The 26,615-nt window shown below is 58.9% G+C and carries 26 protein-coding genes; 1 reads left to right on the top strand and 25 read right to left on the bottom strand.

The annotated features are described in order from the left end of the window. From BRA1253DRAFT_RS12005 to BRA1253DRAFT_RS12020, 4 genes are all read right to left on the bottom strand, one after another. Complete coding sequence (locus BRA1253DRAFT_RS12005) at nucleotides 1–1,071, bottom strand: ABC transporter substrate-binding protein (protein ID WP_007594334.1); 1,071 nt, start codon at nucleotides 1,069–1,071, stop codon at nucleotides 1–3. A 105-nt stretch (nucleotides 1,072–1,176) separates the two neighbouring features. Continuing rightward, complete coding sequence (locus BRA1253DRAFT_RS12010) at nucleotides 1,177–2,250, bottom strand: ABC transporter ATP-binding protein (RefSeq protein WP_007594335.1); 1,074 nt, start codon at nucleotides 2,248–2,250, stop codon at nucleotides 1,177–1,179. Nucleotides 2,251–2,278: 28 nt separating this feature from the next. Further along, nucleotides 2,279–4,012 carry an iron ABC transporter permease gene (locus BRA1253DRAFT_RS12015; protein WP_007594336.1) on the bottom strand — a complete coding sequence of 578 codons (1,734 nt, stop codon included), beginning with the start codon at nucleotides 4,010–4,012 and terminating at the stop codon, nucleotides 2,279–2,281. 100 nt (nucleotides 4,013–4,112) lie between these two features. After that, on the bottom strand, nucleotides 4,113–4,868 hold the full coding sequence (locus BRA1253DRAFT_RS12020) for an SDR family NAD(P)-dependent oxidoreductase (RefSeq protein WP_007594338.1): 756 nt from the start codon (nucleotides 4,866–4,868) through the stop codon (nucleotides 4,113–4,115). 178 nt (nucleotides 4,869–5,046) lie between these two features. On the opposite strand from BRA1253DRAFT_RS12020, the gene BRA1253DRAFT_RS12025 reads away from it, so the two are divergent. Next, nucleotides 5,047–6,087, top strand: a complete 1,041-nt coding sequence (locus BRA1253DRAFT_RS12025) for a LacI family DNA-binding transcriptional regulator (protein ID WP_007594341.1) — start codon at nucleotides 5,047–5,049, stop codon at nucleotides 6,085–6,087. Nucleotides 6,088–6,266: 179 nt separating this feature from the next. On the opposite strand, the gene BRA1253DRAFT_RS12030 is transcribed toward BRA1253DRAFT_RS12025, so the two are convergent. From BRA1253DRAFT_RS12030 to BRA1253DRAFT_RS12130, 21 genes are all read right to left on the bottom strand, one after another. Then, nucleotides 6,267–8,381 (bottom strand): TonB-dependent receptor, encoded by a 2,115-nt coding sequence (locus BRA1253DRAFT_RS12030; RefSeq protein WP_088940936.1) that lies wholly within the window; start codon nucleotides 8,379–8,381, stop codon nucleotides 6,267–6,269. Nucleotides 8,382–8,598: 217 nt separating this feature from the next. Continuing rightward, nucleotides 8,599–9,312 (bottom strand): ABC transporter permease, encoded by a 714-nt coding sequence (locus BRA1253DRAFT_RS12035; protein WP_007594345.1) that lies wholly within the window; start codon nucleotides 9,310–9,312, stop codon nucleotides 8,599–8,601. A 164-nt stretch (nucleotides 9,313–9,476) separates the two neighbouring features. Next, nucleotides 9,477–10,457: a hydrogenase nickel incorporation protein HypB gene (gene hypB, locus BRA1253DRAFT_RS12040; protein WP_007594347.1), complete on the bottom strand. Its 981-nt coding sequence runs from the start codon at nucleotides 10,455–10,457 to the stop codon at nucleotides 9,477–9,479. Then, nucleotides 10,457–10,798, bottom strand: coding sequence for a hydrogenase maturation nickel metallochaperone HypA (locus tag BRA1253DRAFT_RS12045; RefSeq protein WP_007594349.1), 342 nt, complete (start codon nucleotides 10,796–10,798; stop codon nucleotides 10,457–10,459). The genes hypB and BRA1253DRAFT_RS12045 overlap by 1 nt, the downstream gene beginning before the upstream one ends. Before the next feature lie 8 nt (nucleotides 10,799–10,806). Continuing rightward, nucleotides 10,807–11,874: a hydrogenase expression/formation protein HypE gene (gene hypE / locus BRA1253DRAFT_RS12050; RefSeq protein WP_007594350.1), complete on the bottom strand. Its 1,068-nt coding sequence runs from the start codon at nucleotides 11,872–11,874 to the stop codon at nucleotides 10,807–10,809. Then, nucleotides 11,871–13,001, bottom strand: a complete 1,131-nt coding sequence (gene hypD / locus BRA1253DRAFT_RS12055) for a hydrogenase formation protein HypD (RefSeq protein ID WP_007594352.1) — start codon at nucleotides 12,999–13,001, stop codon at nucleotides 11,871–11,873. The genes hypE and hypD overlap by 4 nt, the downstream gene beginning before the upstream one ends. Beyond that, nucleotides 12,998–13,690, bottom strand: coding sequence for an SIS domain-containing protein (locus BRA1253DRAFT_RS12060; RefSeq protein ID WP_007594355.1), 693 nt, complete (start codon nucleotides 13,688–13,690; stop codon nucleotides 12,998–13,000). The genes hypD and BRA1253DRAFT_RS12060 overlap by 4 nt, the downstream gene beginning before the upstream one ends. Before the next feature lie 13 nt (nucleotides 13,691–13,703). Then, the gene (locus BRA1253DRAFT_RS12065) at nucleotides 13,704–13,985 is read right to left on the bottom strand and encodes a HypC/HybG/HupF family hydrogenase formation chaperone (RefSeq protein WP_007594357.1); all 282 of its coding nucleotides are present in this window, start codon (nucleotides 13,983–13,985) and stop codon (nucleotides 13,704–13,706) included. Beyond that, nucleotides 13,955–16,414: a carbamoyltransferase HypF gene (gene hypF, locus BRA1253DRAFT_RS12070; protein WP_007594366.1), complete on the bottom strand. Its 2,460-nt coding sequence runs from the start codon at nucleotides 16,412–16,414 to the stop codon at nucleotides 13,955–13,957. Before hypF ends, BRA1253DRAFT_RS12065 begins: the two co-directional genes overlap by 31 nt. Further along, nucleotides 16,411–17,349 carry a hypothetical protein gene (locus tag BRA1253DRAFT_RS12075; protein WP_245285903.1) on the bottom strand — a complete coding sequence of 313 codons (939 nt, stop codon included), beginning with the start codon at nucleotides 17,347–17,349 and terminating at the stop codon, nucleotides 16,411–16,413. The genes hypF and BRA1253DRAFT_RS12075 overlap by 4 nt, the downstream gene beginning before the upstream one ends. 266 nt (nucleotides 17,350–17,615) lie before the next feature. Beyond that, the gene (locus tag BRA1253DRAFT_RS12080) at nucleotides 17,616–18,485 is read right to left on the bottom strand and encodes a NifU family protein (protein ID WP_035995125.1); all 870 of its coding nucleotides are present in this window, start codon (nucleotides 18,483–18,485) and stop codon (nucleotides 17,616–17,618) included. 29 nt (nucleotides 18,486–18,514) lie between these two features. Then, on the bottom strand, nucleotides 18,515–18,739 hold the full coding sequence (locus BRA1253DRAFT_RS12085; protein ID WP_007594369.1) for a hypothetical protein: 225 nt from the start codon (nucleotides 18,737–18,739) through the stop codon (nucleotides 18,515–18,517). 12 nt (nucleotides 18,740–18,751) lie between these two features. Next, nucleotides 18,752–18,961: a hypothetical protein gene (locus tag BRA1253DRAFT_RS12090; protein ID WP_007594370.1), complete on the bottom strand. Its 210-nt coding sequence runs from the start codon at nucleotides 18,959–18,961 to the stop codon at nucleotides 18,752–18,754. Then, nucleotides 18,958–20,025: a hypothetical protein gene (locus BRA1253DRAFT_RS12095; RefSeq protein ID WP_051058415.1), complete on the bottom strand. Its 1,068-nt coding sequence runs from the start codon at nucleotides 20,023–20,025 to the stop codon at nucleotides 18,958–18,960. The genes BRA1253DRAFT_RS12090 and BRA1253DRAFT_RS12095 overlap by 4 nt, the downstream gene beginning before the upstream one ends. A 69-nt stretch (nucleotides 20,026–20,094) precedes the next feature. Next, a complete protein-coding gene (locus BRA1253DRAFT_RS12100) occupies nucleotides 20,095–20,421 on the bottom strand; it encodes a hypothetical protein (protein WP_007594374.1) in 327 nt (108 codons plus the stop codon). After that, nucleotides 20,418–20,903 (bottom strand): hydrogenase maturation protease, encoded by a 486-nt coding sequence (locus tag BRA1253DRAFT_RS12105; protein WP_007594376.1) that lies wholly within the window; start codon nucleotides 20,901–20,903, stop codon nucleotides 20,418–20,420. Before BRA1253DRAFT_RS12105 ends, BRA1253DRAFT_RS12100 begins: the two co-directional genes overlap by 4 nt. Before the next feature lie 134 nt (nucleotides 20,904–21,037). Then, the gene (locus tag BRA1253DRAFT_RS12110; RefSeq protein WP_007594378.1) at nucleotides 21,038–21,346 is read right to left on the bottom strand and encodes a hypothetical protein; all 309 of its coding nucleotides are present in this window, start codon (nucleotides 21,344–21,346) and stop codon (nucleotides 21,038–21,040) included. A gap of 47 nt (nucleotides 21,347–21,393) precedes the next feature. Next, nucleotides 21,394–21,705 (bottom strand): hypothetical protein, encoded by a 312-nt coding sequence (locus BRA1253DRAFT_RS41350; RefSeq protein ID WP_007594380.1) that lies wholly within the window; start codon nucleotides 21,703–21,705, stop codon nucleotides 21,394–21,396. A 100-nt stretch (nucleotides 21,706–21,805) separates the two neighbouring features. Beyond that, the gene (locus BRA1253DRAFT_RS12120) at nucleotides 21,806–23,404 is read right to left on the bottom strand and encodes a nickel-dependent hydrogenase large subunit (protein WP_007594382.1); all 1,599 of its coding nucleotides are present in this window, start codon (nucleotides 23,402–23,404) and stop codon (nucleotides 21,806–21,808) included. Between the two features lie 61 nt (nucleotides 23,405–23,465). Continuing rightward, nucleotides 23,466–24,428, bottom strand: coding sequence for a hydrogenase (locus BRA1253DRAFT_RS12125; RefSeq protein WP_007594384.1), 963 nt, complete (start codon nucleotides 24,426–24,428; stop codon nucleotides 23,466–23,468). A 735-nt stretch (nucleotides 24,429–25,163) separates the two neighbouring features. Then, nucleotides 25,164–26,609, bottom strand: coding sequence for a sigma-54 dependent transcriptional regulator (locus BRA1253DRAFT_RS12130; protein WP_007594386.1), 1,446 nt, complete (start codon nucleotides 26,607–26,609; stop codon nucleotides 25,164–25,166). Nucleotides 26,610–26,615: the final 6 nt, after the last annotated feature.

The raw sequence follows: 26,615 nt of genomic DNA on the forward strand, positions 1-26,615 counted from the left end.
TTAGCGATAGCTAAAGCCAGTGCTTGCCGCCCACCAGTTCAAGATGGTGTCACGGTCCTTGAGTGCCTTTTCAAGATCGAGGTTCAGCAGCTTGACCTCGGCCAGGATCGGGAGCCCCTTTGGCGGCGTAACGCCATTGCGCACCGGATAAACACCGGCTTCGGCGAAGATCGTCTGCATCTCGTGACTCAATGCGAAATCGGCCAGCAGACGGGCCGCATTTGGATGTGGTGCGTTTTTGCTGAGGCCGATTGCGTTGAACTGAGCGACGCCGCCGGACACCGGAACTGCCATCGTGACCGGAGCTCCCTTGGCGATGATGCCTGAGATCGCAGTCGTGATGTTGAAGAAGTCAAGCGGCCTTTCGCCGGTTTGCAGCTTCGTGGCCATCACGCCCATGGACGGGTTCAATTCACCCTTGGCACTGCGGAAGCCTTTGAGGATGGCACCGCCTTTTTCAGGGCCGAATGTCTGATAGATAGCTGCGACAGTCGCGAACGTCGCCGAGGACGAGCCGGGATTCGACATGGCGCCGAGGCCATCCCATTCGGCCGGCGGGCTGATGTAATCCAGCCAATCCTTCGGCACTTGCTTGTTAGCCATGGATTCGTGATTGTAGGCAAACAGAATGAGGTTTCCATTGCCACGAACATAGCCGCCGCCTGGTGGAAGACCCAGCTTGCTTAGACTTCCGGCTTCATCGCTGGTAAAGTCCGCCAAGTACCCTGAAGTTTTCGCTGTGATGACGGTATCCTCGGCCTGATACATCACATCCAACAACGGCTTTCCAGCCGCGTTCTCGGCGACAAAGCGGTTGTATATCTGCCACGCATCACCGGTGGCGGACGTTACTTTGATCTTCGGGTATTTGGCGCCAAACGCCTTAAGCAACAACGGAACGGTGAATGGATCGCCGTAGACGACCAACTGGCCTTCCTTTTCCGCTGCCGCGACAAGCGTCGCATCTGCTGCGAACGCCGTCTGAGCAGTGGACAATCCACCCAATGCGCTGAGGACACCTGCGACTGCCAAACTTTGAAATACTTTGAAGCTGGCCCTTTTCATTCCCATTTGGTTTTCTCCCTGTAAATTTCAATATGATGAATTGTTGTCTTGTCCGCTCCGCTTCATACTTGGACGGCGCCCTGTCGCGGAACACTCCAAAGCCACGTCGAGCTACACCTCGCTGTCGAACAGATGGACATGCTCGGGAGCGATAGAGAGCGAGAGCTGATCGTTGATGGCGAACCGTTCGTATCCGTAAGTCACAACCAATTGCGGTCCTATTGGCGTGTCGACGCGTAGCTCGCGCCGGTCGCCGACAAACGTGACTTCTTGAACGTTGGCCGAGAGCCCGGAACCGGCGCCCTTGGCCACGCGCCAGGATTCTGGCCGCACCATGCACAAGGCATCGCGTTGCGAGGACGCATTCGCCATCTGACCTCGTGAAATGATTTCACCGGAGGGCAATGCGGCTACACTAGCCCCCTCGCTATTCGGGCGTACTGCTACCCGAAACAGATTCGCCTTGCCCAGGAATTCAGCGACGTAGCGAGCCGTTGGTCGGAAATATAGCTCCTCCGGCGGTCCCTTCTGGACCACCTTGCCTTTGCTGAACAGGAAGATCTCGTCACCCAGTGACATCGCCTCTTCCTGATCGTGCGTGACGAACAGGATCGTGGCGCCGATCCGTTGCTGTAGCTGTCGAATCTCATGACGCATCTCGACACGAAGCCGCGCATCGAGATTGCTCAACGGCTCATCCATCAGGATAAGCCTAGGATTGCCGACGAGGCACCGGGCAATCGAGACCCGTTGCTGCTGGCCGCCTGATAATTTCATAGCGCTCTTTTCGGCCTGATCGCTCAACCCGACAATCCTGAGCGTCTCTTGCACACGCCGTTCAATCTCGGCTTTGCCCAGTTTTTGCGCTCGCAGTGGCATCGCGACGTTGCCGGCGACTGTCAGGTGCGGCCAGACCGCATATGACTGAAACACCATGCCAAGACGTCGCTTCTCCGGCTGGATATCAACGCCGCGGTCCGAATTGAAAACAGTATCGTCGTCGATGATGATTGAACCGCCGTTGGGTCGCTCCAGCCCGGCGATGCAGCGGAGTGTCGTCGTCTTGCCGCAGCCGCTGGCTCCCAGCAACACCGAGATCTTTCCGGTTTGAAATCCTACGCTCAGATCATCGATCGCGCGTAATGGACCGAATGTCTTCGTCAGCCCTTCCACTCGAACGCTCATGTCGTACCTCTCTCGTGGAGCGTCACGGTCAAACCGCCGCGACCTGCCGCTGCTTTGTTATGAGTGTCACGGTCCACATGACGCCCACGCCCATGACGAGCTGCAGCACTGAAAGCGCCGCAACCATGGAGAATTCACCGACGGCCCAGGTATCGAAGCTGAGGATGGATAACGTCCGCGTTTCCGCCGTATAAAGAGGAAGCACCATCGACAGCTCAGAGATGAAAATGCTGTAGACCATGACCCAACTCGAAATGATGGCCGGCATCACCAGAGGCAATGTCACGCGGAACATCGTATTGCCCCAACCGAATCCGGAGATGCGGGCGCTCTCCTCAAGTTCGGGATGGATTTGAATGAGACTGCTGGTGATGGTGCGAACGGAATAGCTCACATAGCGACCGATGAGGCCTACGATGATGATCCACATCGTCCCGTAGATGCTCAACGGCATCCAAAGCCAAAAGAAGCTGACTCCAAGCGCGAACGCAAGGCTTGGAACGGACATCGGTAGTAGCACCACGTGTTCAACGAGCCGACGCCCCCACATGCGGGTCCGCGTCGTGATCCAGGCAACGGCGAGCCCCAGCATCGTTGCCGCCGTCGCAGCGATGACCGTGATCAACAGGCTGTTGACGACTGTCGCCCGTACATCTTCTGACTGCCATAAATACGCAACGTTGGCCGATGTGAACCGGCCTGACCACGTAAAAGTCGAAAATGCTGCCGCGGTGATGATAACGATCGGTCCAATGACGGTAAGCGTGAGGTAGAACCAAATGATCGCAGCCACAACATAGCGACCGCCAGCGAGCTCAATTATTTTGGGCCGAAACCCCTTGCCAGTTACGGTGATGAAGGAACGCCCACGCAGTGCAATGCTTTGCAATATGTTCGCGACCGTCGACATGAACATCAGGTAAATTGCAAGCACCGCAACGATCCCGAAGCTCGGTGGAAAATGCTGTAATTCCAGGTAAATCCGCGACGTGATTAGATAGATCTCTTTCGTCATGCCGAGGAGCACCGGCGTGCCAAACAACCCGATGCTGATGACGAAGGCGAGAACGGCTCCAGAAAGGATCGACGGGGCAACCACGGGGAGCGTGACGCTCAGCATAGTGCGTACGCGACTGAGCCCGCACACCTGTGCAGCCTCTTCCAGGCTCGGATCCATGTTTCTTAGCGCCGCCGCCACTATCATCATGACATAGGGGGCGATGTAGATGCCTGTGGTCCAGATGATGCCCGTGTAGGTGTATATATCCATTGGGTCACCGAGCCCGAGACCGCGCGCGGGCAGATTGAACAGCCCCACCCGCGGCGCGCCGATCAAGACCCAGGCAAAAGCACCAATGAACGGTGGAATGAAGATCGGCAACGTCGCCAGTTGCTCGAGCGTGCGCGCAAACGGAACATTGGTTCGCACCAGACACCACGCCAGAACGACACCAATCGCCGTTGCGAGCATCATTGCACCAAGAGAGATCACGACGGTGTTCCACGTCGCCATCCAGTAGCCTGACTCTTTCAGAACGGCGTGCAGCGCTTCGAAGGAGAGAACTGTGCGTCCATCCTGCGTCTCTAAGAAGCCACGGAGCACGAGGGCGACGAGCGGCATCAGCGCGAAAACGGCCAGAACCACGCAGAACAGCGTCAGCCAACCTCTCTGCACGAGGACGCGCGACGGTGTCGGGGCGAAGACGTTTCGGGCTCGGCTCGCACCCGATCGCTGTGCTATCGTGGAGGTGGAAAGCATCATGTGTTCGGCCTCACGAGAAACATCACATTGCAGGGTCGCGAAGTTCGATCTGCCTGCTCCGCGCCGACTGAAGCCGCGGCTCAGCAATCCACAGTCATGACTAATAGGTCGCGCGACCGCCGGTCAGGTCGAATGTAAAGCCGGTGGTGAAGCTGCAATCAGGGCCTACGGCAAACGCGACCATCGCGGCCACTTCGGGAGCCGTTATGAAGCGCCCCATCGGAATCTTTGCCTTGATCGTGGAGATAAATTCGGGGGTCATCTCGCGAAGCAACTCGGTCTCCGCCATAGTCGGCGCGACGCAATTCACCAGCACGCCAGATTTCGCGAGCTCCTTCGAAATCGATTTCGTATAGGCAATCACGCCGCCTTTCGCAGCTGCGTAGGCGCTGCCGCCGGGATTACCTTCCTTGCCCGCAATCGAAGCGACGTTGACGATGCGGCCGTAAGCCCGTTCACGCATGTGAGGAATCACCGTACGGCAACAATAGAACACGCCCGTCAGATCGATTGCGAGGACGCGATCCCAACTCTCAATCGGGTACTCCCAGGCGGCAGCAATCGGGCCGTTGATCCCTGCATTGTTGACCAAAATCTCAACTGAGCCCGCAGCAGCCAGCGCATCCTGAAAAGCAAGCTGAACCGCGGCCAGATCCGCGACATTGACCGTTTGCTGGAGCACCGGCGTGAAGCCGGCTGTCGATCCATCGAAGGCTGGGATATCCAAGTCCCAAAGGATGATCCGGCAGCCCTCGGCCGATAGTCGCTGCGCAATGGCCAGACCAAGGCCGCGGGCACCGCCAGTGACAATGGCGGTTTGCCCCTCAAGATTCCTACGCGTGGCAGTGACCGTCATGATTTCATTTCTTCCCTTAAGCCGCCAGCTGGCGCCTTTCCTGCGCTATTCTCGACTATGGAAGCGCTTCCATAATGACTATTTGGCTTGTTTCTCGGAGTCAAGCCTTTTTGGAAGCGCTTCCATGGCCTACCATGCGGATTCGGTGGAAGCCGGTTTCCGCTGGGATTGAGCGAAGGTGTCAAGTTTGAGCCAGGAGATCGTCAAAGGCGCCATTCGCATCGCCGATGTTGCCCGCCACGCCAAGGTCGGGGCCGGAACCGTATCCCGGGTCCTCAACGGCTCCCAAAACGTCGCCCCGGAAACGCGCGACCGGGTCTTGGCGACGATCAGCAAACTCGGGTACGTGCCCAATCTCGTGGCCCGCGGCCTCGCCGCCAACCGCACTGGCGTCATCGCGGCGATCATTCCGGTGATTGGATATTCCCAACACTCCGAGGTCATTCAGGGAATGACGGAAGTTCTCCATGAGCACGGAGTGACCGTCATGATTGGCTCATCGGGCTACTCGCAGGAGATGGAGGAAAAGATCGTCGCGACGTTCCTCGCGCGGCGTCCCGACGCTTTCTACGTGACCGGCACATGGCATTCCCAGAAAACCCGTAAGTTGCTGAGCGCGAGCAGCATACCGGTCATCGAAGGGAGCAATCTGACCGACGATCCGATCGACACAGTCGTTGGTTATTCGAACTTTGCAGCCGCCAGGGAGCTGACCCTGATGCTTGCATCGCGCGGCCATCAGCGTATCGCGCACGTGACCGTCAAGCGTGATCTAAATGATCGCATCGGAGATCGATTGACAGGTTATCGTGCTGCGTGCAACGACCGAGAGAATACTCAGCCTGCGCTGGTGATCGAATGTGAGAACAGCTTTTCAGGCGGAGCGGATGCCGTCGCCTGGGCGCTGGAATCCTCCGATGCGATCGATGCACTGTTTTTTGCGACCGATGTGATGGCGGTCGGAGGTCTTCTCGAATGTCAGCGGCGCGGCATCGCAGTACCCAAGCAATTGGCGATTGCAGGATTCGACGATCTGCCGATCGCATCATCCGTTATCCCCACTCTAACCACCGTGCAGGTCGATCGCATCGGCATGGGGCGAAAGATTGCGAACGTTCTATTGCAACGAATCAATGGAGAGCCTTCTCCATCAAACAGGATAGACGTTGGATTCCAGATTAGGGAGCGCGACAGCACCCTCAAGCCGAGGCTTGTATAAGGTCGTCGTATCATAGGCGATGCCCGCCTCGCCAGTTCGCGCGGGCCGCTGACATGCACAGGTCAGATCCAAGCTTCGCAATCAGAGATGCTGACGTTCGCTCGATTGAATGTAGCACGGCTCTCAGACAGGAGCTCCGAAGCAGTACTTCAGCTAACGAATTGAAGCTTTGATGTCGGTTAGAACGCCGACGCCAGCGTTACGCGCCAGGCCCGCGGTTCGGCCGGATGCACATGACGGTCGGCGATGCCGCCGATCGGCTCACCCGGTAGACGCGATAGATAGTAATATTCGATCTGGTTGCTCTGGGCGTCGAACAGGTTGAGCACGTCCAGCTGCAATCGCGCGCCATTGTCAAATCGGTAGCCTGCGCGCGCATTGAAGATCAGCGAGGAAGCCGAACGAACGCTATCGTCCTCAATCAATGGACGAGGACCGAAATAGCGCGCCTTCAGCGCGCCGAACCAGCCTATTTCACGGCCGACGATGATGCTGCCGCTGGCGATCCAGGCCGGGGCACCAGGAATGCGGCCGCCCGTGGGATCGAGATCGCTGAAGCGCGCGCGGGTATAGGCAAGATCAAGGTCGAAGGTCAGCCAGGGCGCGGGCTTGTAACTATTGGTCCACTCCACTCCGACACGTCGGCTCGGCCGGCTCGGTTCGGTCGTTCCGGCATCGCCAACGAACAGGAGCTCAGAGTCAAAGTCGAGCACGAAGACTGCGACCGAGCTGGTAAGGCCATCGATCGCCCTGGTGCGGATGCCCAGCTCGGCGCCACGCGAGCGCACCAGGAGCGGAACACGATCGAGCGGGGTTACCTTATCGCGGGGATCAACGCTGATGGTCGCGCCGCGGATATCATTGCTGTGCAGTCCGTAGCCGGCATTGCCGTAGAATTCGGTCTTGAACCAGGGTCCAAACACGATGCCAGCTTTCGGACTCATCATCGACGCCTGGGCGTTACCAGAGTTCTGCGGCGTATCGCTGAGAACGCGTCCGGCAAAGATGTCCTCGCGAATTCCAACAGTGGTCCGCAACCACTCGGCCAAGCGTGTGGTGCTATCCATCCAGAGGCCGACATTTCCTTCCTCCACACGGTCCGCGCGTACGGTCGAAAGCCACGCGCGCTGCTCGGTCGCGAATAGGCCGATCTGGATATGATCGTGGCGGCCCTCCACGCCAAAACGGGTATGTGTTTCAAACCCACCAAAGCGCCAGTCGAACGCATGCCGCGCATCAAAGCCGCCGAGTGTGCGACGATCGAGCTGACTGAATTGGTCGCCGTTCAGCGGATCATCGAGGACATAGGTGAAATTGTTGAAGAGCTGTAGCTCAGAACGGACGACATAGGCGCTGATATTGCTTTGACCGTACTCGCTTGAACCAGCCCAACTGCCGGAGAGACTGAAGCGGCTGGAGGTGCCGCCGTCGGTCGGATCGAGCGAGCCGAAGCGGCCGATGACACCCAGCTCAACGGCACGCTGCGCGATCTGATCAGTCGAATTCCAGCCGTTGGAGTAGGCCATTCCAGTGAACGTGAATCCGTCGGTTACGGTACCCTGACTATAACGCAAGACGCTGTTGATTTTCCGCACATTGTCCGGCACGTCCCAGGGACCGTCGTATTTGCTACTCTCGACCGCGACGAGCAGTGTACCGTCGCTCACCGTGGTGGAACCCGCCACCAGCGCACGGCGATACCCAAAACTGCCAATGGTCATCTCCGCGATGCTTTTCGGCAGTTTGTTCATGTAGTCGATGCTGACCGCGCCGGCGGAAGCGAAATCGCCGACGTCGGCGAAGTATGGACCTTTGCGGATACCAACCGACTGGATCAGCTCGGGGATCAGGAAATTGATGTCGGCGTAGCCCTGCCCGTGTCCGTGCGTTGGCATGTTGACAGGCATGCCGTCGAGACTGATCGCGAGGTCCGTACCGTGATCCAGATTGAAGCCCCGCAGAAAATATTGGTTGGCTTTGCCTTCGCCGGAATGCTGCGTGACGATCAGTCCAGGAACGACCTCCAGCGCCTCGCCTGGCCGCGCGAACGGAATGGCATTCACCTGCTCGCTGCTCACAAGCAAGGCGCTCGCGGCGGTAGGCTGAATGGGCCCTACTGCGTTGCGCGACGCACCCGGCATGACCCCGCCGGTGCCTGCAGTCGCTATTTCCGGCTGATCAGAGTGCACCACATTGCTACTTCGCGACGGCCTATCTTGCGCCGCTTTTGGCCTGGCGGCCCGCCTACGCGGCGTGACATCCGGCGACGTCACCGTGACCGAAGGAAGCTGCATTGGCTGAGCCGCCGCAAGCTCTTGCGCAGCCGACGGCACCGCGGGCCCAGTTAGGGCGGCGAACGCTCCCCAGCAGAGCGATCCCCGCAGGAATTGCTTCGTCCGGTCAACTCTCACGGGGCCACTCTGACGCACCTCTGGAACAGCAATGCATCGAGACCGGCAGAGCTCGCAAGCACGAACGGCTCCAATCATACCCGGCCAACGCGCATGCCATCTAGCTCGTCGCGAAACTGTAGGCGATTGCCGTGGTATAGACAGTCAGAGCCCCGAGACCGATCGTGACAGCGCCGACAACACCTTGGATCGCGCGGTTGGTCCACGTCAGCCACCGGGCCGAGATCGCAAGCGGCACGGCGATGATCATCGAAAGGCAGCCCATTCCAAACATCGACCCGACGCCGAACAACCCAACATACAGCATTCCGTAAACGGGATTGCTGATTTGCGATACCGCGAGCACCAGCAACGCGGCCGAACCGGCAATTCCATGGACAAGCCCTACCAGCAACGAACGCCAGCGAAACCCGTGCGCATGGGTGTGCGAGTTTTGCTGATCTATCGTTCTTTCATTCCGATGGCTATGAACGTGGGTGTGCTTTGTTCCATCGAAATGTCCGTGGCGATGAAAGTGAACGCGATCACGCCATAGCTTCCAGAGAACATTGATCCCGAGGCCAATCAACATCACGCCAACGGCAGTTTCAAGTGGTTGCGCAAGGCTTTCGGGGATCGCGCGACCTAGCAGGATGGCGACACCAGCGAAGACGAACAGGGCCAGCGTATGTCCGAGTCCCCAGGTCAGCCCATGCCTGACGATATCGCCGATATTGGTACGCCGGGCTGCGATGCTGGAGACTGCAGCGATATGATCCGCTTCCAGCGCATGTTGCATGCCGAGCAGGAATCCCAGCCCCAAAATTCCGAACATCTGCGCCCCCGCGGTCTGTGGCAGACATACCCCGTTGCACATCGGGGAACAGCCGGCCGTTCGCACAACAATCAAGGTTCGCGCAGATCGCGCATGTCCATCTGCGATAGAGAAGCGTCAGAGCAGAACACTGAAGCGAGGCGCTAATCGGCGCCATCAATGCTCTAGGCGAACACCGCCTCGCCAGCTTTGCTCAATTCACGGCGCAACCAGCCGTACCAATCGGCAAGTCCCTCGCCAGTTCGCGCTGAAAGCTGAAACACCGTGATGTCCGGGTTAACAGTCCGCGCATTAGTCACCGCCTGCGAGACGTCAAAATCGACATGCGGCAGCAGATCGATCTTGTTCAAAATCATGATCTCTGCAGCACGGAACATGTGGGGATATTTCAGCGGCTTGTCTTCGCCCTCGGTCACCGAGAGGATCACAACCTTCGCGCGCTCTCCGAGGTCGAACATCGAAGGACACACCAGATTTCCGACATTCTCGATCATCACGACTGATCCCGCTACGGGTTGCAGCTCGCCCAACCCGCGGGCAACCATGTCGGCCTCGAGATGGCACCCCGCGCCGGTGTTGACTTGCACAGCCGGCGCGCCTGCGGCCCGAATCCGCTCGCCGTCGTTGGCGGTCGCCTGATCGCCCTCGACCACGTAGATCTTTAGCTCGGCAGACAGGTCGCGAATGGTGTGCTCCAGCAGCGTCGTCTTACCCGAACCCGGCGAGCTGACCAGATTGAGCGCGAGAATTTCGCGACCCGCAAACCATGCCCGGTTATTGGCTGCCAGCGCATCGTTCCTGGCGAGGATCCGTGTCTCGAGCTCGATCAAGCTGCCCGCAGCGTGATCGTGTCGATGCTCCACGCTGTGATCATCGTGGGCTGCATGACTATGGCTGTGGCGTGTGCCGTCGGCGTGAACATGGTCGTGGCCATGATGATGGTCGTGGGGACCGTCATGGGGGTGGTGGTGATCGTGACTATGCATGAGACCATCGCCAAGCAAATGATCATGTTTGAGGTGATGCGCGTGATCATGGCTTTGATCGTCGTGGTGGGAATGGCCGCTCATATTGATTTCCTTTCCGGTCTGAAGATTTAGGACTGTGGCGCCTCGCTTGTCTCCGCATCCGCAATGACCACACATCAAGCGACCTCCTCTTCCAGTTCCATGCTCTTGATGTTCAATTCTTCGCCCTGCAATCGCGTCAGCCGGCGCGAACCGCAGCTACACGCGGTGAACAGAGTCCGGGTGACGAACTCCAGTCCACAAGAATCGCAGCGGGCGCGTCCCTCGATCTTCCTGATCTCCAGCGTTGCGCCTTCCAGCATCGTCCCCCGGGCAACGGTCTCGAAGCAGAAGGCGATCGCGTCCGGCATCACGCCGGACAATTCGCCAACATCAAGATTGACGCGGCGGACGCGGCGGCCCTTGGCGGCGCCGCCAACGATCGCGATAATGTTGCGAGTAATGCCTAGCTCGTGCATGAGCAACCTCAGCAAATCCGCGGCAATTGCTCGCCCACCAGCATGTCGACGATTCGTCGTCCGCCAAACACGGTGCGCATGGTGACACGCCCTGGCTCTCCCCGATTGACCCTGCCGACGACTGCGGCCCCCGCGCCCAGTGGATGAGCCCGCATGGCTGAGAGTGCTGCGTCGGCCTGTTCGGGAGGCGTGATCACCACAATCTTCCCCTCATTTGCGAGATAAAGCGGATCAAGGCCAAGTATTTCGCAAAAGGCCTTCACCTCCTCGCGAATAGGAGTGGCGCGCTCGTCGATTTCAATCGCAACCTGAGAGGCTTCGGCGATCTCGTTGAGTACGGTCGCCAATCCACCGCGTGTCGCATCGCGCATGAATCTAACTTCGGGCGCTGCCTCTAAAAGTGCCCCGATCAGATCATGAAGGCAGGCGCAATCGCTTTCGATCGTCGTATCAAGTGCCATGTCCCCGCGCGCGCACAAAATCGCTGCGCCGTGGTCACCGAGCAGACCGTTGACCATCACCACGTCGCCTGGCCTGGCGTTGCCGACTTCGAGCGCAAGGCCTCCGCGGATCACGCCGATCCCCGTCGTCGTGATGAACAGTTTGTCGCAGGCGCCACGTTGCACCACCTTGGTGTCGCCGGTGCAGATGACAACGCCGGCTGCATGGGCGGTCATTGCCATCGAGCGCGCGATTTGGCGCAGGAGCTCGATGCTCGTTCCCTCCTCGATGATCACTGCACACGATAAGTATAGCGGCTTCGCTCCGCCAACCGCGAGGTCGTTGATCGTGCCGCAAACCGCAAGTTCGCCAATGTCGCCGCCGGGGAAGAATAACGGATCAACCACGAAGGAGTCCGTCGTGAAAGCGAGCCGGTCTCCATAGCCAGCCAGTTCGGCCAGGCTGAACCGAGCTTGGTCCTCCAGGGGCGCGAGCGAACGATTGTCGAAAGCCGCGACGAACACGTCGTCGACCAGATCCTTCATTGCCTTGCCTCCACCACCGTGGGCAAGCGTGACCTTATCGACACTGACTTTGCCGAGCTTGCGAGCATGAACGAACGGCGCGACGTTCATACTGCCTCCTTGTAGCTCTTCTGGCCGCCATATTGGTAATAAGCTGCACAAGCGCCCTCGGACGAGACCATCAAAGACCCGAGCGGCATCTCGGGCGTACACGCCGAGCCGAATACCTTGCATTGCCACGGCTTGATAACGCCCTTGAGCACCTCGCCGCACTGGCACGATTTCGGGTCGGCGATCTTTAAGTTGGGGATGGCGAACTTTTGCTCAGCGTCGTAGCCAGCATACTTTTCGCGTAGCTTGACACCGGAGTGGTCGATCGAGCCAAGCCCGCGCCATTCGAAGAACTCACGCAGTTCGTAGACGCGTGAGACTGCTTGCAGCGCCGCTGCGTTTCCGCCATCCGGAACGATGCGGGCATATTGATTTTCGACGTCGCTGCGGCCATCCTTGATCTGCTTCAACACCATCCAGATGGACTGAAGGATATCGAGCGGCTCAAAACCGGCTACCACCATCGGCTTTCGGTAGAACCTGGCGATGAATTCGTAGGGAGCTGTGCCGATCACCATGGAGACGTGACCGGGTCCAAGGAAGCCATCGAGCTGGAGGCCCGGGCTGTCCAGGATCGCCTTGATTGTGGGAACAATGGTGATGTGATTGCAGAAGACCGAGAAGTTGGTAATTTCCTCGGCTTCCGCCTGCAGGACGGTCAACGCCGTCGATGGCATCGTGGTCTCGAACCCGAGCCCGAAGAAAACGACCTCGCGATCCCTGTTCTTGCGGGCGAGCGCCAGCGCATCCATCGGCGAATAGACCATCCGAACGTCGGCGCCATCGGCTTTCGCTTGTAGCAGGCTCTTCTTCGAACCCGGAACCCGCATGGCGTCGCCGAAAGTCGCAAAGATGACGCCAGGGTTCTCTGCAATCGACACGCAATCATCCACGCGTCCCATAGGCAACACGCAAACCGGGCAGCCCGGTCCATGGATCAGTTCGATCTCCTTGGGCAACATGCCCTCGAGGCCGTAGCGGAAGATTGAATGCGTGTGACCGCCACAGACCTCCATGATATAAATCGGCCTGCCGGGCGGCAGCGTCATGGTTGAGACCAGCGCTTCGACTTCCCGGACCAGGAAGCCAGCCTTTTCAGAATCGCGAAATTCATCGACATATTTCATGCTGCGGCCCCCTTCGTGGTGGCTGATCCGCGATCGTCCGCGAGCAGCGTGTGCACCAGATCCCACAAGATGTGATAGGCCGCCACGTGACATTCCTGGACCCGGTGGATGGATGTCGTTGGCACTACTAGGCAGAAGTCGACCAGGCCTGATGATTTCATCTTGCCGCCTTCGCCGCCGGCAAGGCCGATCGTGAGAATGCCGATTTCCCTGGCCTTGGCGAACGCAGCCATCAAATTGGTAGAATTGCCACTGGTGGAGATGCCAACCAGCGCGTCGCCGGCTTTTCCCTGCGCCAGCAGCTGACGGACAAAGACGTGCTCGAATCCGAGATCGTTGCCAACGGCGGAGATCATTGCGAGGTCCGCAACGAGATTGGTCGCGGCGAGCGCCGGCCGGCCTGCAGTGATGGGATGAACAAATTCCACGGCCACATGAGAAGCATCGCAGCTTGACCCGCCATTGCCCATCGAGAACAGCCGGCCGCCCCGCCGGTAGACGTGGGCCAGAGCCTTGGCGGCGGCAACCAGAACCGGCCCCTGCTCGTCGAAGAAACGGGAGTTGGTCTCGCGAGAGTCGCGAGCTTTCTCATTGACGGAATGCAGGAGTGCTGCATCCAACCGCTCCGGTGACTGCGGTTGTCCATGCAAAAATGGGTAGAGTGCCGTGAGATCGCTCTCGTTGGACATGGTGAGACCCTCCTTACTGGGCCGCCGACAGCTTCATTGCCTCGATCTCGGCCTGGGCTTCGCCGAGTTCGATCAGTATTTTCAAGGTCTGGGCCGCTTCTTCCTCGTTGATCCGGCTCATCGCGAAACCGACGTGAACCAGCACCCAGTCGCCTACGCACGACTCGACCGGATGGTCGTCGTTCACGATGCAGGCGATGTTGATTTGTCGCTTGACGCCACCAACATCGACTGTTGCGAGGCGCTTGGTCACATCGTCGATCTTCACGATGCGTCCGGGAATGCCGAGACACATGACCTGCTTCCTTCTGTTGACGGCCTTTGTTTATCGATCAGATGCGCGGCAGCGATGGCCGCTTGCCCCAGTGCAAGCCCACCGTCATTGGCGGGAACCTGGGCATGCGAGAGCACCGAAAACTTCGCCTGTCCAAGGCGGCGGCTGACTTCCTCGAATAGAACCCTGTTTTGAAAGCAGCCGCCCGACAAGGCGACTGTCGAGAAACGCGGTTGCGTCGCATCGTCCTCGCCGCCGGCGAGCTTTCTCGTCATGGCGACTATCGATATCGCCAAGCCCTTGTGGAAGCGTGCGGCCATGACTGGCGCTGGCGTGTTCAAGATGAGATCACCGAGCACCGCGGCCCACATTGCTCGCGGCTCGATGTAAGGCAGTCCTGACCCGGGCAGGTTCGGAATTGTCAGGGGGTAGCCGAGCTCATCCCCCTCATTCAGCATCGTATCAGGATCGACAAGGGCTTCCAGTCGCGCCGCGGCCTCGCCCTCGTAAGCCTGCCGCTCGCGGCAGACATCCAGCGCCGCGGCAACGGCGTCGAACAACCGGCCACATGACGACGCCGGCAGCGCGTTGATGCCCTTCTTGATCATGGCATCGAGGGTGCTGCGCGGCTTGCCTGACAAATAACCATGAAGTGCGAGCTGGTCGAAATTCATTGAAAATTCCGGCCACTTCATCTCGGCCATCAGATGCGCATACAGGTTACGCCACGGCTCGCGGACTGCATGAGCTCCGCCGATCATCGGGACCGGCTTGAATGTGCCAAGCCGTCGATAGCCCCGGTAATCGGCGAGCAAGAATTCACCGCCCCACAACGTACCGTCGCCGCCCCAACCCAGGCCGTCGAGCACGATACCGAGCACCGCGGGGGCATCCAGCGGATAATTGTTCTCGGCAAGGCAGGAGGCGACATGGGCGTGGTGGTGCTGAACTTCGATTAGCGGCAACTCATCGGCGACGGCACGCTCATGGGCGAATTTCGAGGACAGATATTCGGGATGCAAGTCGACGGCCAGAGCGGCCGGTGCGTGATCGAACAAGCGAGCATAAAGCGCGAGATTCTTCCGGTAGTCATCGAAACATCTCGCATCCTCGAGATCGCCCTGATGCTGCGACAGGATAGCGGCACCATTATTGAGGAGGCAGAAGGTCGACTTCAACTCGCCGCCCATCGCCAGCACATCTGGCGCTGCCTCGAATCCCCTGGGCAGGACCATCCACTCCGGTGCGTAGCCGCGGGCTCGGCGCAGTAGCCTCACGCGGCCGCCAACAACGCGCACGACAGAATCGTCAATTCGGTTCGCGATTTCACGATCGTGGATCAGCGCATAAGAGGCGATCCCGCCAAGCCGTTCGCCCGCTTCCGCGTCTAGTACGACCTGCGGCTCGTCCGAGAGGTTTCCGCTGGTCATCACCACCGGCCGCGCCATCCTTCGCAACATGAGAAGATGCATCGGGGTCGTCGGCAGCATGAAGCCCAGCGTGGCAAGGCCCGGCGCAATTGTGTCCGGTAATCTTTCCGGGCCATTGGCCTCGAGCAGGACGATCGGCGCCGAGGGAGCCGTCAACAGTGCTTCTTCCTCGGCGCTCACGCTGCAATAGCGACGAATCACATCGAGATCGCGCGCCATCAGTGCGAACGGCTTGGCATCACGATGCTTCGTTCGGCGTAGCCTTGCTACGACGTCGGTCTTGGTGGCGTCGCAGGCCAATTGATAGCCTCCGAGACCCTTGATCGCGACGATCTCGCCGTTCTTTATCAAGCCACACGCGGCATCAACATCATCCATCATCGAGAACTGGTCGAAGGTGAACGCGTGGCCGTCGAAACGAACCAACTTCGCCCTCGGCCCGCAGGCATGACAGGCGATTGCTTCAGCATGGAAGCGGCGATCGGCAGGATCTTCGTACTCGGCCCGGCAAGCTGCGCACATCACAAATGGCGCCATTGTGGTAGTGGCGCGGTCATAGGGGATAGCGTTGACGATGCTAAGCCGTGGTCCGCAATTGGTGCAGTTTGTGAAGGGATAGCGATAGCGGCGGCCGAACGGGCTGGTGATCTCCTCGGCACATTCCGCGCAAATTGCAGCGTCGGGTGCAACTTGGGTATTTGCGCCGCCGGTAAGGCTCCCTGCAATGACGAACTGCCCTGGCAGACCGCCACGACCCGGCCCTGTCTCGACTGCATCGATACGGGCCAGTGGTGGCGAGTCAGTGTGGATGCGGGCGATGAGCGCAGCTATGGTGCGCTCGCTGCCGTAAAGGCGGATCAGCACGCCGTCCGCGTCATTTCGAACGTCGCCTGACAAACCAAGCTCACGCGCGAAACGCCAGATCGCCGGCCGAAAGCCAACCCCTTGCACGCGGCCGCGCACGCGAATCTCCGCTCCGACATTAGCGTCTGGTTGCGCGATGCTGCTACAATCGGTCACGAAACCGCCTCCCAAAGGAGTACGCGGTTATTGCCGGCGTCTGCCACGACCAGCAGATCATCGCACGCTGAAGCAGCGTAGGGCCAGCAAAGGCTGTCGCGCGTGGCAGAACGCCACCGATTGTCTCCTTTGGCCGAGAACATGGGCTGCCCAGCCAGCGCTATGGCAGGAGAATCCATTGATAGGCCGTCCAGTTCGAATCCAAGCAATCGCGAATTTGCGGTATCGGTCACGATCAGCATTCCGCCTTGCACGGTCAGCCCGTACGGCATGTTCATCGCGCCAGATGTCGGATGATAGGAGGCGCGGTTGTGATCGAGGTGCGTGAAATCGCACTGGCCGAGCACGAAATCGCAGGCTTGTCCGATGGAACGCGGAAACGTTCGCCACGCCATGACACGATTATTGCCAGCGTCAGACACGAATAGCATGCCGCTGCAGGCCACGATGCCGTGGGGCCAGCGCATGCCGACCGCGCCGCCGGCCTGCCCAGCATTGTCATCGCGGGTCACAAAGTCGAGCTGCCCCAAGACCAGATCGGCTGGTGTGCCGTTCGAGTTCGGAATACGATCCCAGACCAGGACACGACGATTCCCGGTGTCGCAGACAATCAGTTTCCCGTCCACGATGGCCACGCCGTAGCACCAATTCAATGTGTCCGGTCGGGGCGCGTTCGCGCCGCGATTGGCGAGACCGCTGGAAAAATCTGTCTGCCCAAGCACTACATCGGCAGGCTGGTTGGATGTTTCAGGATAGGTATGCCAGATCAGAATGCGATGATTCCATGCATCGGCTACAGCAAGGACGCCATTGGACGCTGCGATTCCAGTCGGCATGTTGAGCGTCGTCGGCCCCACGTCGCTCTTGGCGTTGCGTCCTTCTCGCGAAAAGTCTGGTTGACCAATTATCAGATCCGCTGGTGTCTGATCGGCCATTGGCAAAGATCGCCAGATCATGAGCCGATGATGGCCTGTGTCACAGACAAACAGCGGTCCGTGAGCGCTGGCAAGGCATGCCCCACGCGGGCCGAACAGGGTTGTCGGGCCTGGCACGATTGATTGCGCCAGACCATTCGGCAGCGCCTCGCCCCCAAGGACAGTGCGCGCGCCGTCATGAGCCAAGAGCGGCCGCGCGACGTGATTGTCTCCGGCCCGCGCAAGAGCCCTATCCAATCGGCGAGGGGCAAAGGAAACCTGCATGGCTACACCGAAATCCTAACCTCAACCCGAGCACCGATAACGCGAACAGCATGGGATTGGAGCGCCACCTCCGGCGCGGTGAGGCATTCGCCGCTTGAAAGGTCATACTGAAAGCCATGATGCGGACAGGTGATAATGCCGCTTTCCACCTCGCCGTCGTGAATCGGAAAACCGAGATGGGCACAAGCATTCTGGAAGCAAGTGACGCTTGCGCCGGCTCGCGACAACAATACCTTCTCTCCTCCAATGGTGGTCGCGCGAACCGCACCTTCGGGAATGTCGGCCAATAGTCCAGCCGAAAGCCAGTCCCCTTTTGCGTCAAGCGCGAACGGGCTGACGAAGCGAACGCCGTTATCGGCAGAACTGCCCAGCCCCTTCACCTGTACAATCTCCGTAATCTCTGGACATGCCTCCTGAACGGCCTTTTTCACGCCGGCGTGGAACGTCAATGCGGATGCCGGACAGCCGTCGCACGCCCCGATGAAACGCACCTCCACCTTGGGCGGGTTCACCTTGACGAGCTCCACGTTGCCGCCATGCGAGCCCAACATGGGGCGGACCGCCTCAAGCGCCGCTTCGACTCGTTCGTTGAGACTGGGTTTGACGATCTGATGCCGGCGCAAGACCGCGTAGACGACCTCATCGGCGACCGCATTCTTCATCGCCGCAAGCGCGGCCGGATCAGTCTTGAGCGCCCGGATCAACCGGCGCAACGCCTCTCCATCCAGCGCCTCGATGGCCAGTTTGTAGGCACCGACGGCCGCCTGCTGGGTATCGTCCCATGTTGCAAATATGGCCTCCAGTCGCTCGATGTCGCCGACCAAGCCGGCAAGATCGTCGCGCGTCGTCGAGATCATATCGTGGGCGTTCATATCGTTCTCACATGCGGATTCCCGCAGCATCACCGATAGCGGAGGTTCCGAAAGAGATAGGGCTGCAACCCACCACCGACGAAGGCCGCGACGGGCGCCGCCATCCACAACGGGGCACCCAGCTTTGCGATCATGACCAGCAACGATGCAGTCACAAGCACGCCTACAAAGATCATGAGGAGTGCTTTGCGCGGTTCGGCAAACAACTTGCCGCGGAAGAACAGAACGATTGAATTCTGAGCCATTGCCCACATGATATCGTCTCCTCAGCCGACAATCGTAAGAATGGCGAGTCCCAGAAAGACACCGGCCACGCCAGCCAGGGGCCCATAGAAGCCCCCCAGTAGCGCAGCCAGTTCATTCCCCAACACCTTGCCGCCGACGAATACGCCTCCGATGACCCCGCCGCCAATCGAGGCAACGACGCCCAGGATAAACGAAACAACCAACATTTCTGGAGAAGACGGTAGGGTCATAGATCGGAAGCTCCGGTTTCGTTCGATTGACGATTGCTTGGATGAGAGCGCACGGCTTGGCCGTCGACCGGATTCGACGCCAGCAACTCGCGCTGAATCTGGTCGATCGCTTCGGCCACGACCTTCCCCTTCTGCAAGTCGCCATGCGCCATGAAGATCTCGCGCGCTTCGCCGTAGTAGTCGCGCGCTTGCAGAAGGTTGGATCGATTGCCACTGTCTGGATCGCTAGGATTATCTGGGAGATTCCACAGACAGTTGGCTTTGTTGCAAATGGTATTGGCGTATTCGAGCGGGGTCGTCTCGCGCGTCCGCACTTTTAGCGCTTCGTCGTAGGCTTCAAGTGCGCGTATGTTGTTCGCGATCGTGTGGCTCGAAGACACATATTGCAGAGCGTTGCCGAGATTGTTCTGCAGCATCGCATATTCGGCCGGATTGTCGATCAGCGTGATGACTTTGAGACCTTCTTCGAAAGCCTGCACTGCAAGTGCTTCACGCATTTTTCCGCGTTCGTCCGTCATGGGGATCGAAAGAAATGCCGTGGCAAGGTTGTTCTGCAGGATCACGAACTCCTGCGGAAACTCAGATCGCGTGAAAGTCCGCAGCGCACGTTGATAAGCGGAAATGGCGTCTGTGATGCGGGCCTTGTTCACCCCTGCAAGATTCTGCAATACCAGGCCGAAATTCATCTCGACTTCGGCAAGCTCCTCAGGTCTGCCGAGCTCGGTCATCGTCGGCATTGCCTGTTCGAACGCCGCGCGTGCCTGCTCAAGCGCCGCTGCGCCTTCCTCCGGTATGGCCTGTAGCGCAGTGCCCTTACGCGCCAGAATTCGAGCCGACAGAAGCCGCATGTCCTCAGGACAAATCGCCAGCGCCTTGTCATAGAGGGCAACCGCAGCATGAAGCTGATCCGGCGATTTGGGCTGCCGCTGCAGACCCATCGCAATCTCCATCAGCATCTCGGCCCGCTCGGAGGGGCTCGCCTCGGCGTCATCAGCAGCCGCGAGGGCCGCACGCACTTCATCGCCGAGAAGTCCTGTAATCACTGCTTCCTCCGACCAGCGCATTTTTGGCTGCACGCTTGGTACGAGAGCTACTCTAGCAGCACGAAATCCGAACTGTCTATCTATTATGCGTTATGTAAACTTAGTTTGCAGGAAAGCGCCAGCGGCGATGAGCGCACCAGCTTCCGGCGACCACGCGACCGGCAGCTGCGAGGCGACGTATTCATCGACCGCGTGCTCGCGCAGGAAATCTGGCGCATGCACCACTCGGTCTCCTCGGCTGTTGCGGAGCTTGAGGAGATAGCCCCCGGCGGCGGCGTGACGGACTGGCATGATCCAGAGGTCATCCGCGCGGCGTAACAGGATGACCGCCTCCAACCCTGCAAAATAGCGGTCGTATGTTTCGCGGCTCAGATACAGTGCCCCGCGCGCTATTCTGACAAAAAAGACAGCGGTCACGACGATCCCTCTCGGCCAAGGCGTGCATCGATCAGCGTGGCAATGCGGTCGGTCACTTTCGCAACAGCGGCTGATGCGGCATCAGATAGGCCAATCCCCAATTCGACTGTCTGCGCTTCAATCAAAAGCACGACGACGTCCGAGGGAAAGTCGTCGCGAAAGATCTTCCGGCCTGCGAAAAGTGCGTGATCCCAACGGAAATCGTGCAGGTTAAGCGATGGCTCGTAGCGCTGCTCCAGCTCGCTCCCTGGCACTTCGAAAACCGCCCCTGGCGGAGAGCCCGAGCGACACGCATCCACAACAATCAGCGTCCGGCACCCACGCGCCGCAAACATGGTCGCCATGCCGTCAGTTCCTGCAGCCAGCAGACGGACGTTTGGTAGGCCCGCTCCAACACCGCGCGCCTCCAGCAGGCGCAGGACTTCAAGACCAGCACCGTCATCGAGCCGATTTGGATTTCCACATCCTATGACCACGATCATGGGGAGCCCGCTACGCAATGCGTCACCATCTGCGATCCCGCACCAGGCGGCAATACCTCATCGTGACATGATGCGCTGATAACCACGCGGCGCATAGATCCGGTATCGGTGGCCTGGGCCCGCAACATTGAGAGCTAAATGCGCCAGAGGCGACAGGACCATTGCGGCTCAACCGGCAGATCAAGCTCGGGCAGCTCGCAATAGCGGCGGTGAACCTTGTAATACATGCACGTTTCACACAGTTGCTCGAGACCCTCGTGTTCAACCGGCTCGAGGGTAAACCCTCCGAGGACGAGCTTCGTTTTCAGCTCATTACCCGCGGCTTTCAATCGAGAAACGATCGTCTGAACTTCTTCATGAGAATCTGCCCGCGGCAGGACCTCCGTTTTGAGGCCACCCGCCAGAAGAGCGCGAATCTCGTCCCGGATCTTCCCGTCGCACACGGCGTCATCTCTCCTGAGGTTCGCTCTCGCGGCTGTCAGTCAAGACATCAGATTCGCCACAATCGGCACCACCACTCTGGCTCGACCGGGACCGCGAGTTCAGGCAGGTCGCACCATCTTCGATGCACCAGATAGTACATGCACTCCAGGCATCGCTGGTTATCCGGGCCGTACGGATGGTTTACAAAGCCTCCGACCACAAGCTTGCCTTCAAGATCCTTCGGATCGAGCCGGCGAAGCTGGAGCAAAATGTCGCCAAACTCCTTGTCGGTTTCGGGAAAGGGCTCGACTTCCGTTTTGAGCCCATTCTCGAGCATGTCGGCGATCGCCTTGAGCACAACCTCTTTGTCAGACGCCATGCGCGACCGCCTTTCGCTCTAAAGATTCAGTATATGACGTTGCTACTGGCAATTTAAGCACCAGCGCTCCGATACCCACAGCGTGCCCGATGAGCGAACGTCAGGCCGTTCGGAAGCGCGCCAATTCCTCGCCCGTCTTTGCGTCATGTGCGTGGACGGTGCAAACCAAGCACGAATCGTAGGAGCGGCAAACGTGACCGACCTCGACCGGGTCGTGCGGGTCCCTGATCGGAGAACCGATCAAGGCCTGCTCCATCGGGCCCCGAACGCCGTCGGCGGACCTTGGACCAACATTCCAAGTCGTCGGCGCAATGATCTGGTAATTCTTGATCTTGCCGTCCTTGACCTCGATCCAGTGGCAGAGTGCGCCACGAATGGCCTCTGTAGCTCCCCAGCCGCGTCCATCCCGTTCGGTGGGCTTGATATACCATGGGTCGTTGAGCCGAAATTCACGCAACGCGCGTTCGGCCTGGCGATAAAGCTTAACCCCTTCATGCATGCGGGCGAAGTGCCGCAACATGACGTTTGCCCCACCCAACTTCCTGTACATGTCGAGTACCAGTGGATCGAAGTGCTGCCAGGCTTCCCCATGCGTGCCGCCGGCGATGAGCTGACGAGACAGCGGGCCAGCTTCCAGGCGTCCTGATTCGTCGTGGCGCACAGCCGTCGACCAGGAATATTGGCCGTCCATATTGATGGTGTTCTTTTGCGTAGGCACCGTCTTGCGATCGAACGGATGCACCCCACCCGGCTCATCGTACCAGGACCGCATCGTATCTTCGCGCGTGTGCTTCTGATCCATCAGCTTAAAGCTGTTGGCGTTGCCGTCATAAACACCGCTCTTCATGATCAAAGCCGCGTTACGCCCATCGATCGTCGGCTTCTGATATTTGTCTTCGTGCGGCAAGTAGCCCCACGAGACGAACTTTTCGTGGCCCTTCCCGAACTTGTCCATCCCACAGTCAACGCTCATCCGCCAGAACATTCCTAGATCGGAATTTGCGTGCTCGGGCTTCTCGTCGAGCCAGGCCATGAAGTCGTCATAAGATTTGATCTCTTCGTAACGCTCTAATGAACAACCGAGCCAGATTTTCTCCATCCAGTCACGGCGGAAATACTCCAGGATCGACCACGCTCTGGTGACGTCGGTCAGGGTCGGTGCGCACATCACGCCGCCCGGCACCATGTAGCTCGAGTGCGGCCACTGGCCGCCCAAAAGCGCGTAAATTTCCACTGGCTTGCCAGAGATCGTGACGCCGATTTCGTAGTTGCTTCCGGTAAACGGAGCCCACCGTTTGACGGCTTCCTCGTAGTATTTCGATTTCGAGTAGTTCTTGTGCGTGTAGTCGATCATGAACAGACCGTAGTGGTGGCGCGGCAAGCTCTGAAGGCTCTCGACGAGCTGACCGAGATTCCGTGCCAGAATCGCATTGCGGGGCACTTCCGTTTGCCACGCAGTATCGAGCGCCCAGGCCGCGCACGTCAGATGCGAAGCACCGCAAATTCCACAGGCCCGAGGCGTAACGACAAGGCCCGCCTGGGGGTCCTTGTCACGTAGGATCACCTCGAAGCCGCGGAACAACTCCGCCTGGGTCCAGGCGTCGACGACGACTCCATCCTGAATGTTGACGCGGACATCAAGGTCGCCTTCGACGCGCCCGACGGGAGAAATATCAAGTGTTTGAACGGCTGAGGGCATAGGAATGCATCCTGATTTTACAAGGTGAAATGTCTGCGCGGTTGTTGGGTGAGCTCGCAGCTCAAACGACGAAGATGTCTTCCTCGGCCCAGGCGGGAGACGCCGCCTTGGCTGCTGCCGTGAGCTTGATGTACCCGGCCTTGTCGACGCCGAGCGGCATGTCCTTTGGAACACCCATCATCGTTTGCGTCTTGAAAACCGTGCCCGGCATCAAATCGAAGAATGGAAATTCCGGCTCCGTGCACCCCATGCAGGGCATGCCGGCTCGCGTCTTCGACGACTGGCGATTCCACAGGATACGATTGCAAGGCGAGTGTGTCATCGGACCGCGACATCCAAGGTCATAGAACAGGCAGCCCTTGCGCTGCCCGTATTCGGTCGCGGACACCTTGTAGGCGAAGTGCATGTTGCGGGTGCAGCCCGTTTGCGTGAAACTCGTAAAAAACGTTTTCGGACGCTGGAATTCGTCTAGCGTCAGGTCGCCGCCGCGTCCCGTAGCGACCGCAACAACGATTTGGGTTATCCAATCCGGATGCGCGGGGCAGCCGGGGACATTGATGACGGGCAGCCCGGCCTTGGATTTATAGGCGGGCCCGAGAAATCCGCCGTGCTTGCGCTTCAGGAATTGTAGCCCTTCGCTCTCCGACGGGTTGGGTGCCGTTGCAGGAATCCCGCCCCAAGTCGCGCAGTCGCCGATTGCGACGGTATAGCCCGCCACCTTCGCAAGATCGGCGACCCAATCCTTCATCGGACGGCCCGCAAACCGATTCCATTCGCCTGTGCCGTTCGGTGCGTTGACCACAGAGCCTTCGAACACGAAAATATCCAGTGGCATGGTACCAGACACAAGCGCATTCAGCATTTTTTTGAGATTCTCACCGAGCTCCATACCGAGCGAGGGGTGCCAGAGAACATTGATGCCAAAATCAGTGACCAAGTCGCAGGCGCTCGGCTCCTCCGCATTGAGGAACGACATCGTATTTCCCGAACATGCGCCGCCTTGGAGCCAAAGAAGATTAGCCATCAATTTCCTCCACTATGTTCTATCGCCAACCAATACGGCGCTTGAACAATAGTACAGCAAGACCTGTGCCGGATTGGGCGACCCTGAAAAGACCTTGTAAAGACAGAGGCTTAATGTGAAGTCGCCCAAGACGCCGAGGTGTTTCTTCACGCGCCTTGGCTGCAAAGAAAGTTGGCTATGCAAAGTTAGTTTTCAAATTCGCTGACCGACGTAACGCGATAATGCGCGTCAACGAGCCGGCGCTCACGAGGGAATGACGCTCCAGGAAGAACATCTTGCAGGCGGGCAACGCGGAGGGCTCGCTGCGCACACCTTTGACCTCTTCAGAATTTGCCGCGCGCCTGGTTCGCTTCAACGCACCGGATGTTCTCGAAAATGCTGCGTTTGGGTGCCGCGTAGCCAATTGCCTGTTGAGCTCCGCGCGTTGCACGCCAGCGAACCTCGATCAGACCGGAAGGCGCAGCGCACAGCGGCTTGCGGCTATCCGTGACGGTTGCCACATGCCGGGCAAGCTACCTCCAGCAAGTATCCATACCAGATGCCGCGACACCGGCTGCACCAATGGCCGGTAGCCTGACGCTCGGGCAAGCCAAGAGCTTTCGAAAGCTGGCTAGTGCCAAGCTCCCTAAAAGGTTCGGAGCTTCCCGCCGGGTTTACACGCGATTGCGGGAAGCGGACAATCTGCGCTGAGGGATCGCTGCCGATTGCATTCTTGTCGTCGGGCATCGCAAACTCTCACTTAGCTTCGTCGAGACCATATCGCTTGATCTTGTTGGCTAGGCCAACGCGCGACAGACCAAGTTCGTTCGCAGCCCGGCTTTGGTTCCAGCGATGGCGGCCCAGCGCTTCGTTTAGAACCTGCTTCTCAAGGCTTTCGACCTTATCCTTCAATGTCGTTCCCTGCGGCACAAATGCTAGCGCTGTGTTCGATCGCGGACGTGGTGGCGCCGCGAAAATAGACGGCGACATATACTTTGTCGTCAAATACTCGCCATCTTCGGCCAAGGAGACCATCCTGCGGATTTCATTTTCGAGCTCGCGAACGTTTCCCGGAAAGTCGAACGCCGCCAGCTTTTCGAGGGTCCCAGCGGAAATACCAAGAATTTTGCGCCCCATCGCATCCGCATGTTTGGCTGCGAAAAATTCCGCAAGGGCCGGAATATCGACAGGGCGTTCACGAAGCGGGGGCACCTCGAGTTCGAAACCCTTGAGACGAAAATAGAGGTCCTGCCGATATTTTCCCGCGGCAACGAGCGCCTGCAATGGCCGATTTGACGCAGCGATGATGCGAACGTTGCAGGTCTGCGTTTTGTCGGAACCAAGTGGTTTGACTTCGCCCTCCTGAAGAAACCGTAGCAGGCTCACCTGAAAGGATGGCGACACTTCCGATATTTCGTCCAGGAAAACCGTTCCGCCGTCGCCGGCCCGAAACAAACCGAGGCGATCGGAGATGGCGCCCGTAAAAGCACCGCGCTTATGGCCAAACAACTCCGAATGAAGCAACTCATCAGACATGCCGCCGCAATTCTGGACCATCAACGGACTGGTCTTACGGGCCGAATTGTAGTGAATTGCGCGAGCCAACAATTCCTTGCCTGTGCCGGTCTCTCCTTGGATCAGAATAGGTAATTCTGTTCGCGCCGCCTTCCTCGCAAGATCGCACAGCTCGCTGAGCTTTTCACTCACATAGACCAATTTTTCGAAACGCTGGCTCTCGACATGCAACGAAGCGCCATTTCGTTGATGAACTCCTACCGTATCGCCTCGAATTTTGAACTCGCGCGACAGCATGCGATGCCGGCGTGAAAGCTCCCGCGACTCCAGCCCGCGCTCGACAACCAAGCCGATTTGCTTTGCATCCAACGGTTTTCGCACAAATTGATAGATCGCCGCCGGTGAAATCGCTTGTTGGCTCAGCTCCGTTTTAGCCTCAAGCGCGAGGACACGAACGATGTCCGGATGGCTGACACGCAAGCCGACGAGGAATGTCAAACCTTCTCCGCCTGACCCGTGTTCTGCCAGAACGAGATCTACGTGAGCGTCCGACAACGCGCTCGTCGCCTCTTCCGCCGAGCGGACGACCAGGACGCGATAGCCATATTCTTCGGATAAAACCACCTCGGCCGCCGACCATTGCGGTCCGCCTCGGGCAATGATGAGGACTGTTCCCTGCGTTTCCATGCAATG

It is taken from the genome of Bradyrhizobium sp. WSM1253 (genome assembly GCF_000244935.1).
Classification (GTDB): domain Bacteria; phylum Pseudomonadota; class Alphaproteobacteria; order Rhizobiales; family Xanthobacteraceae; genus Bradyrhizobium; species Bradyrhizobium canariense.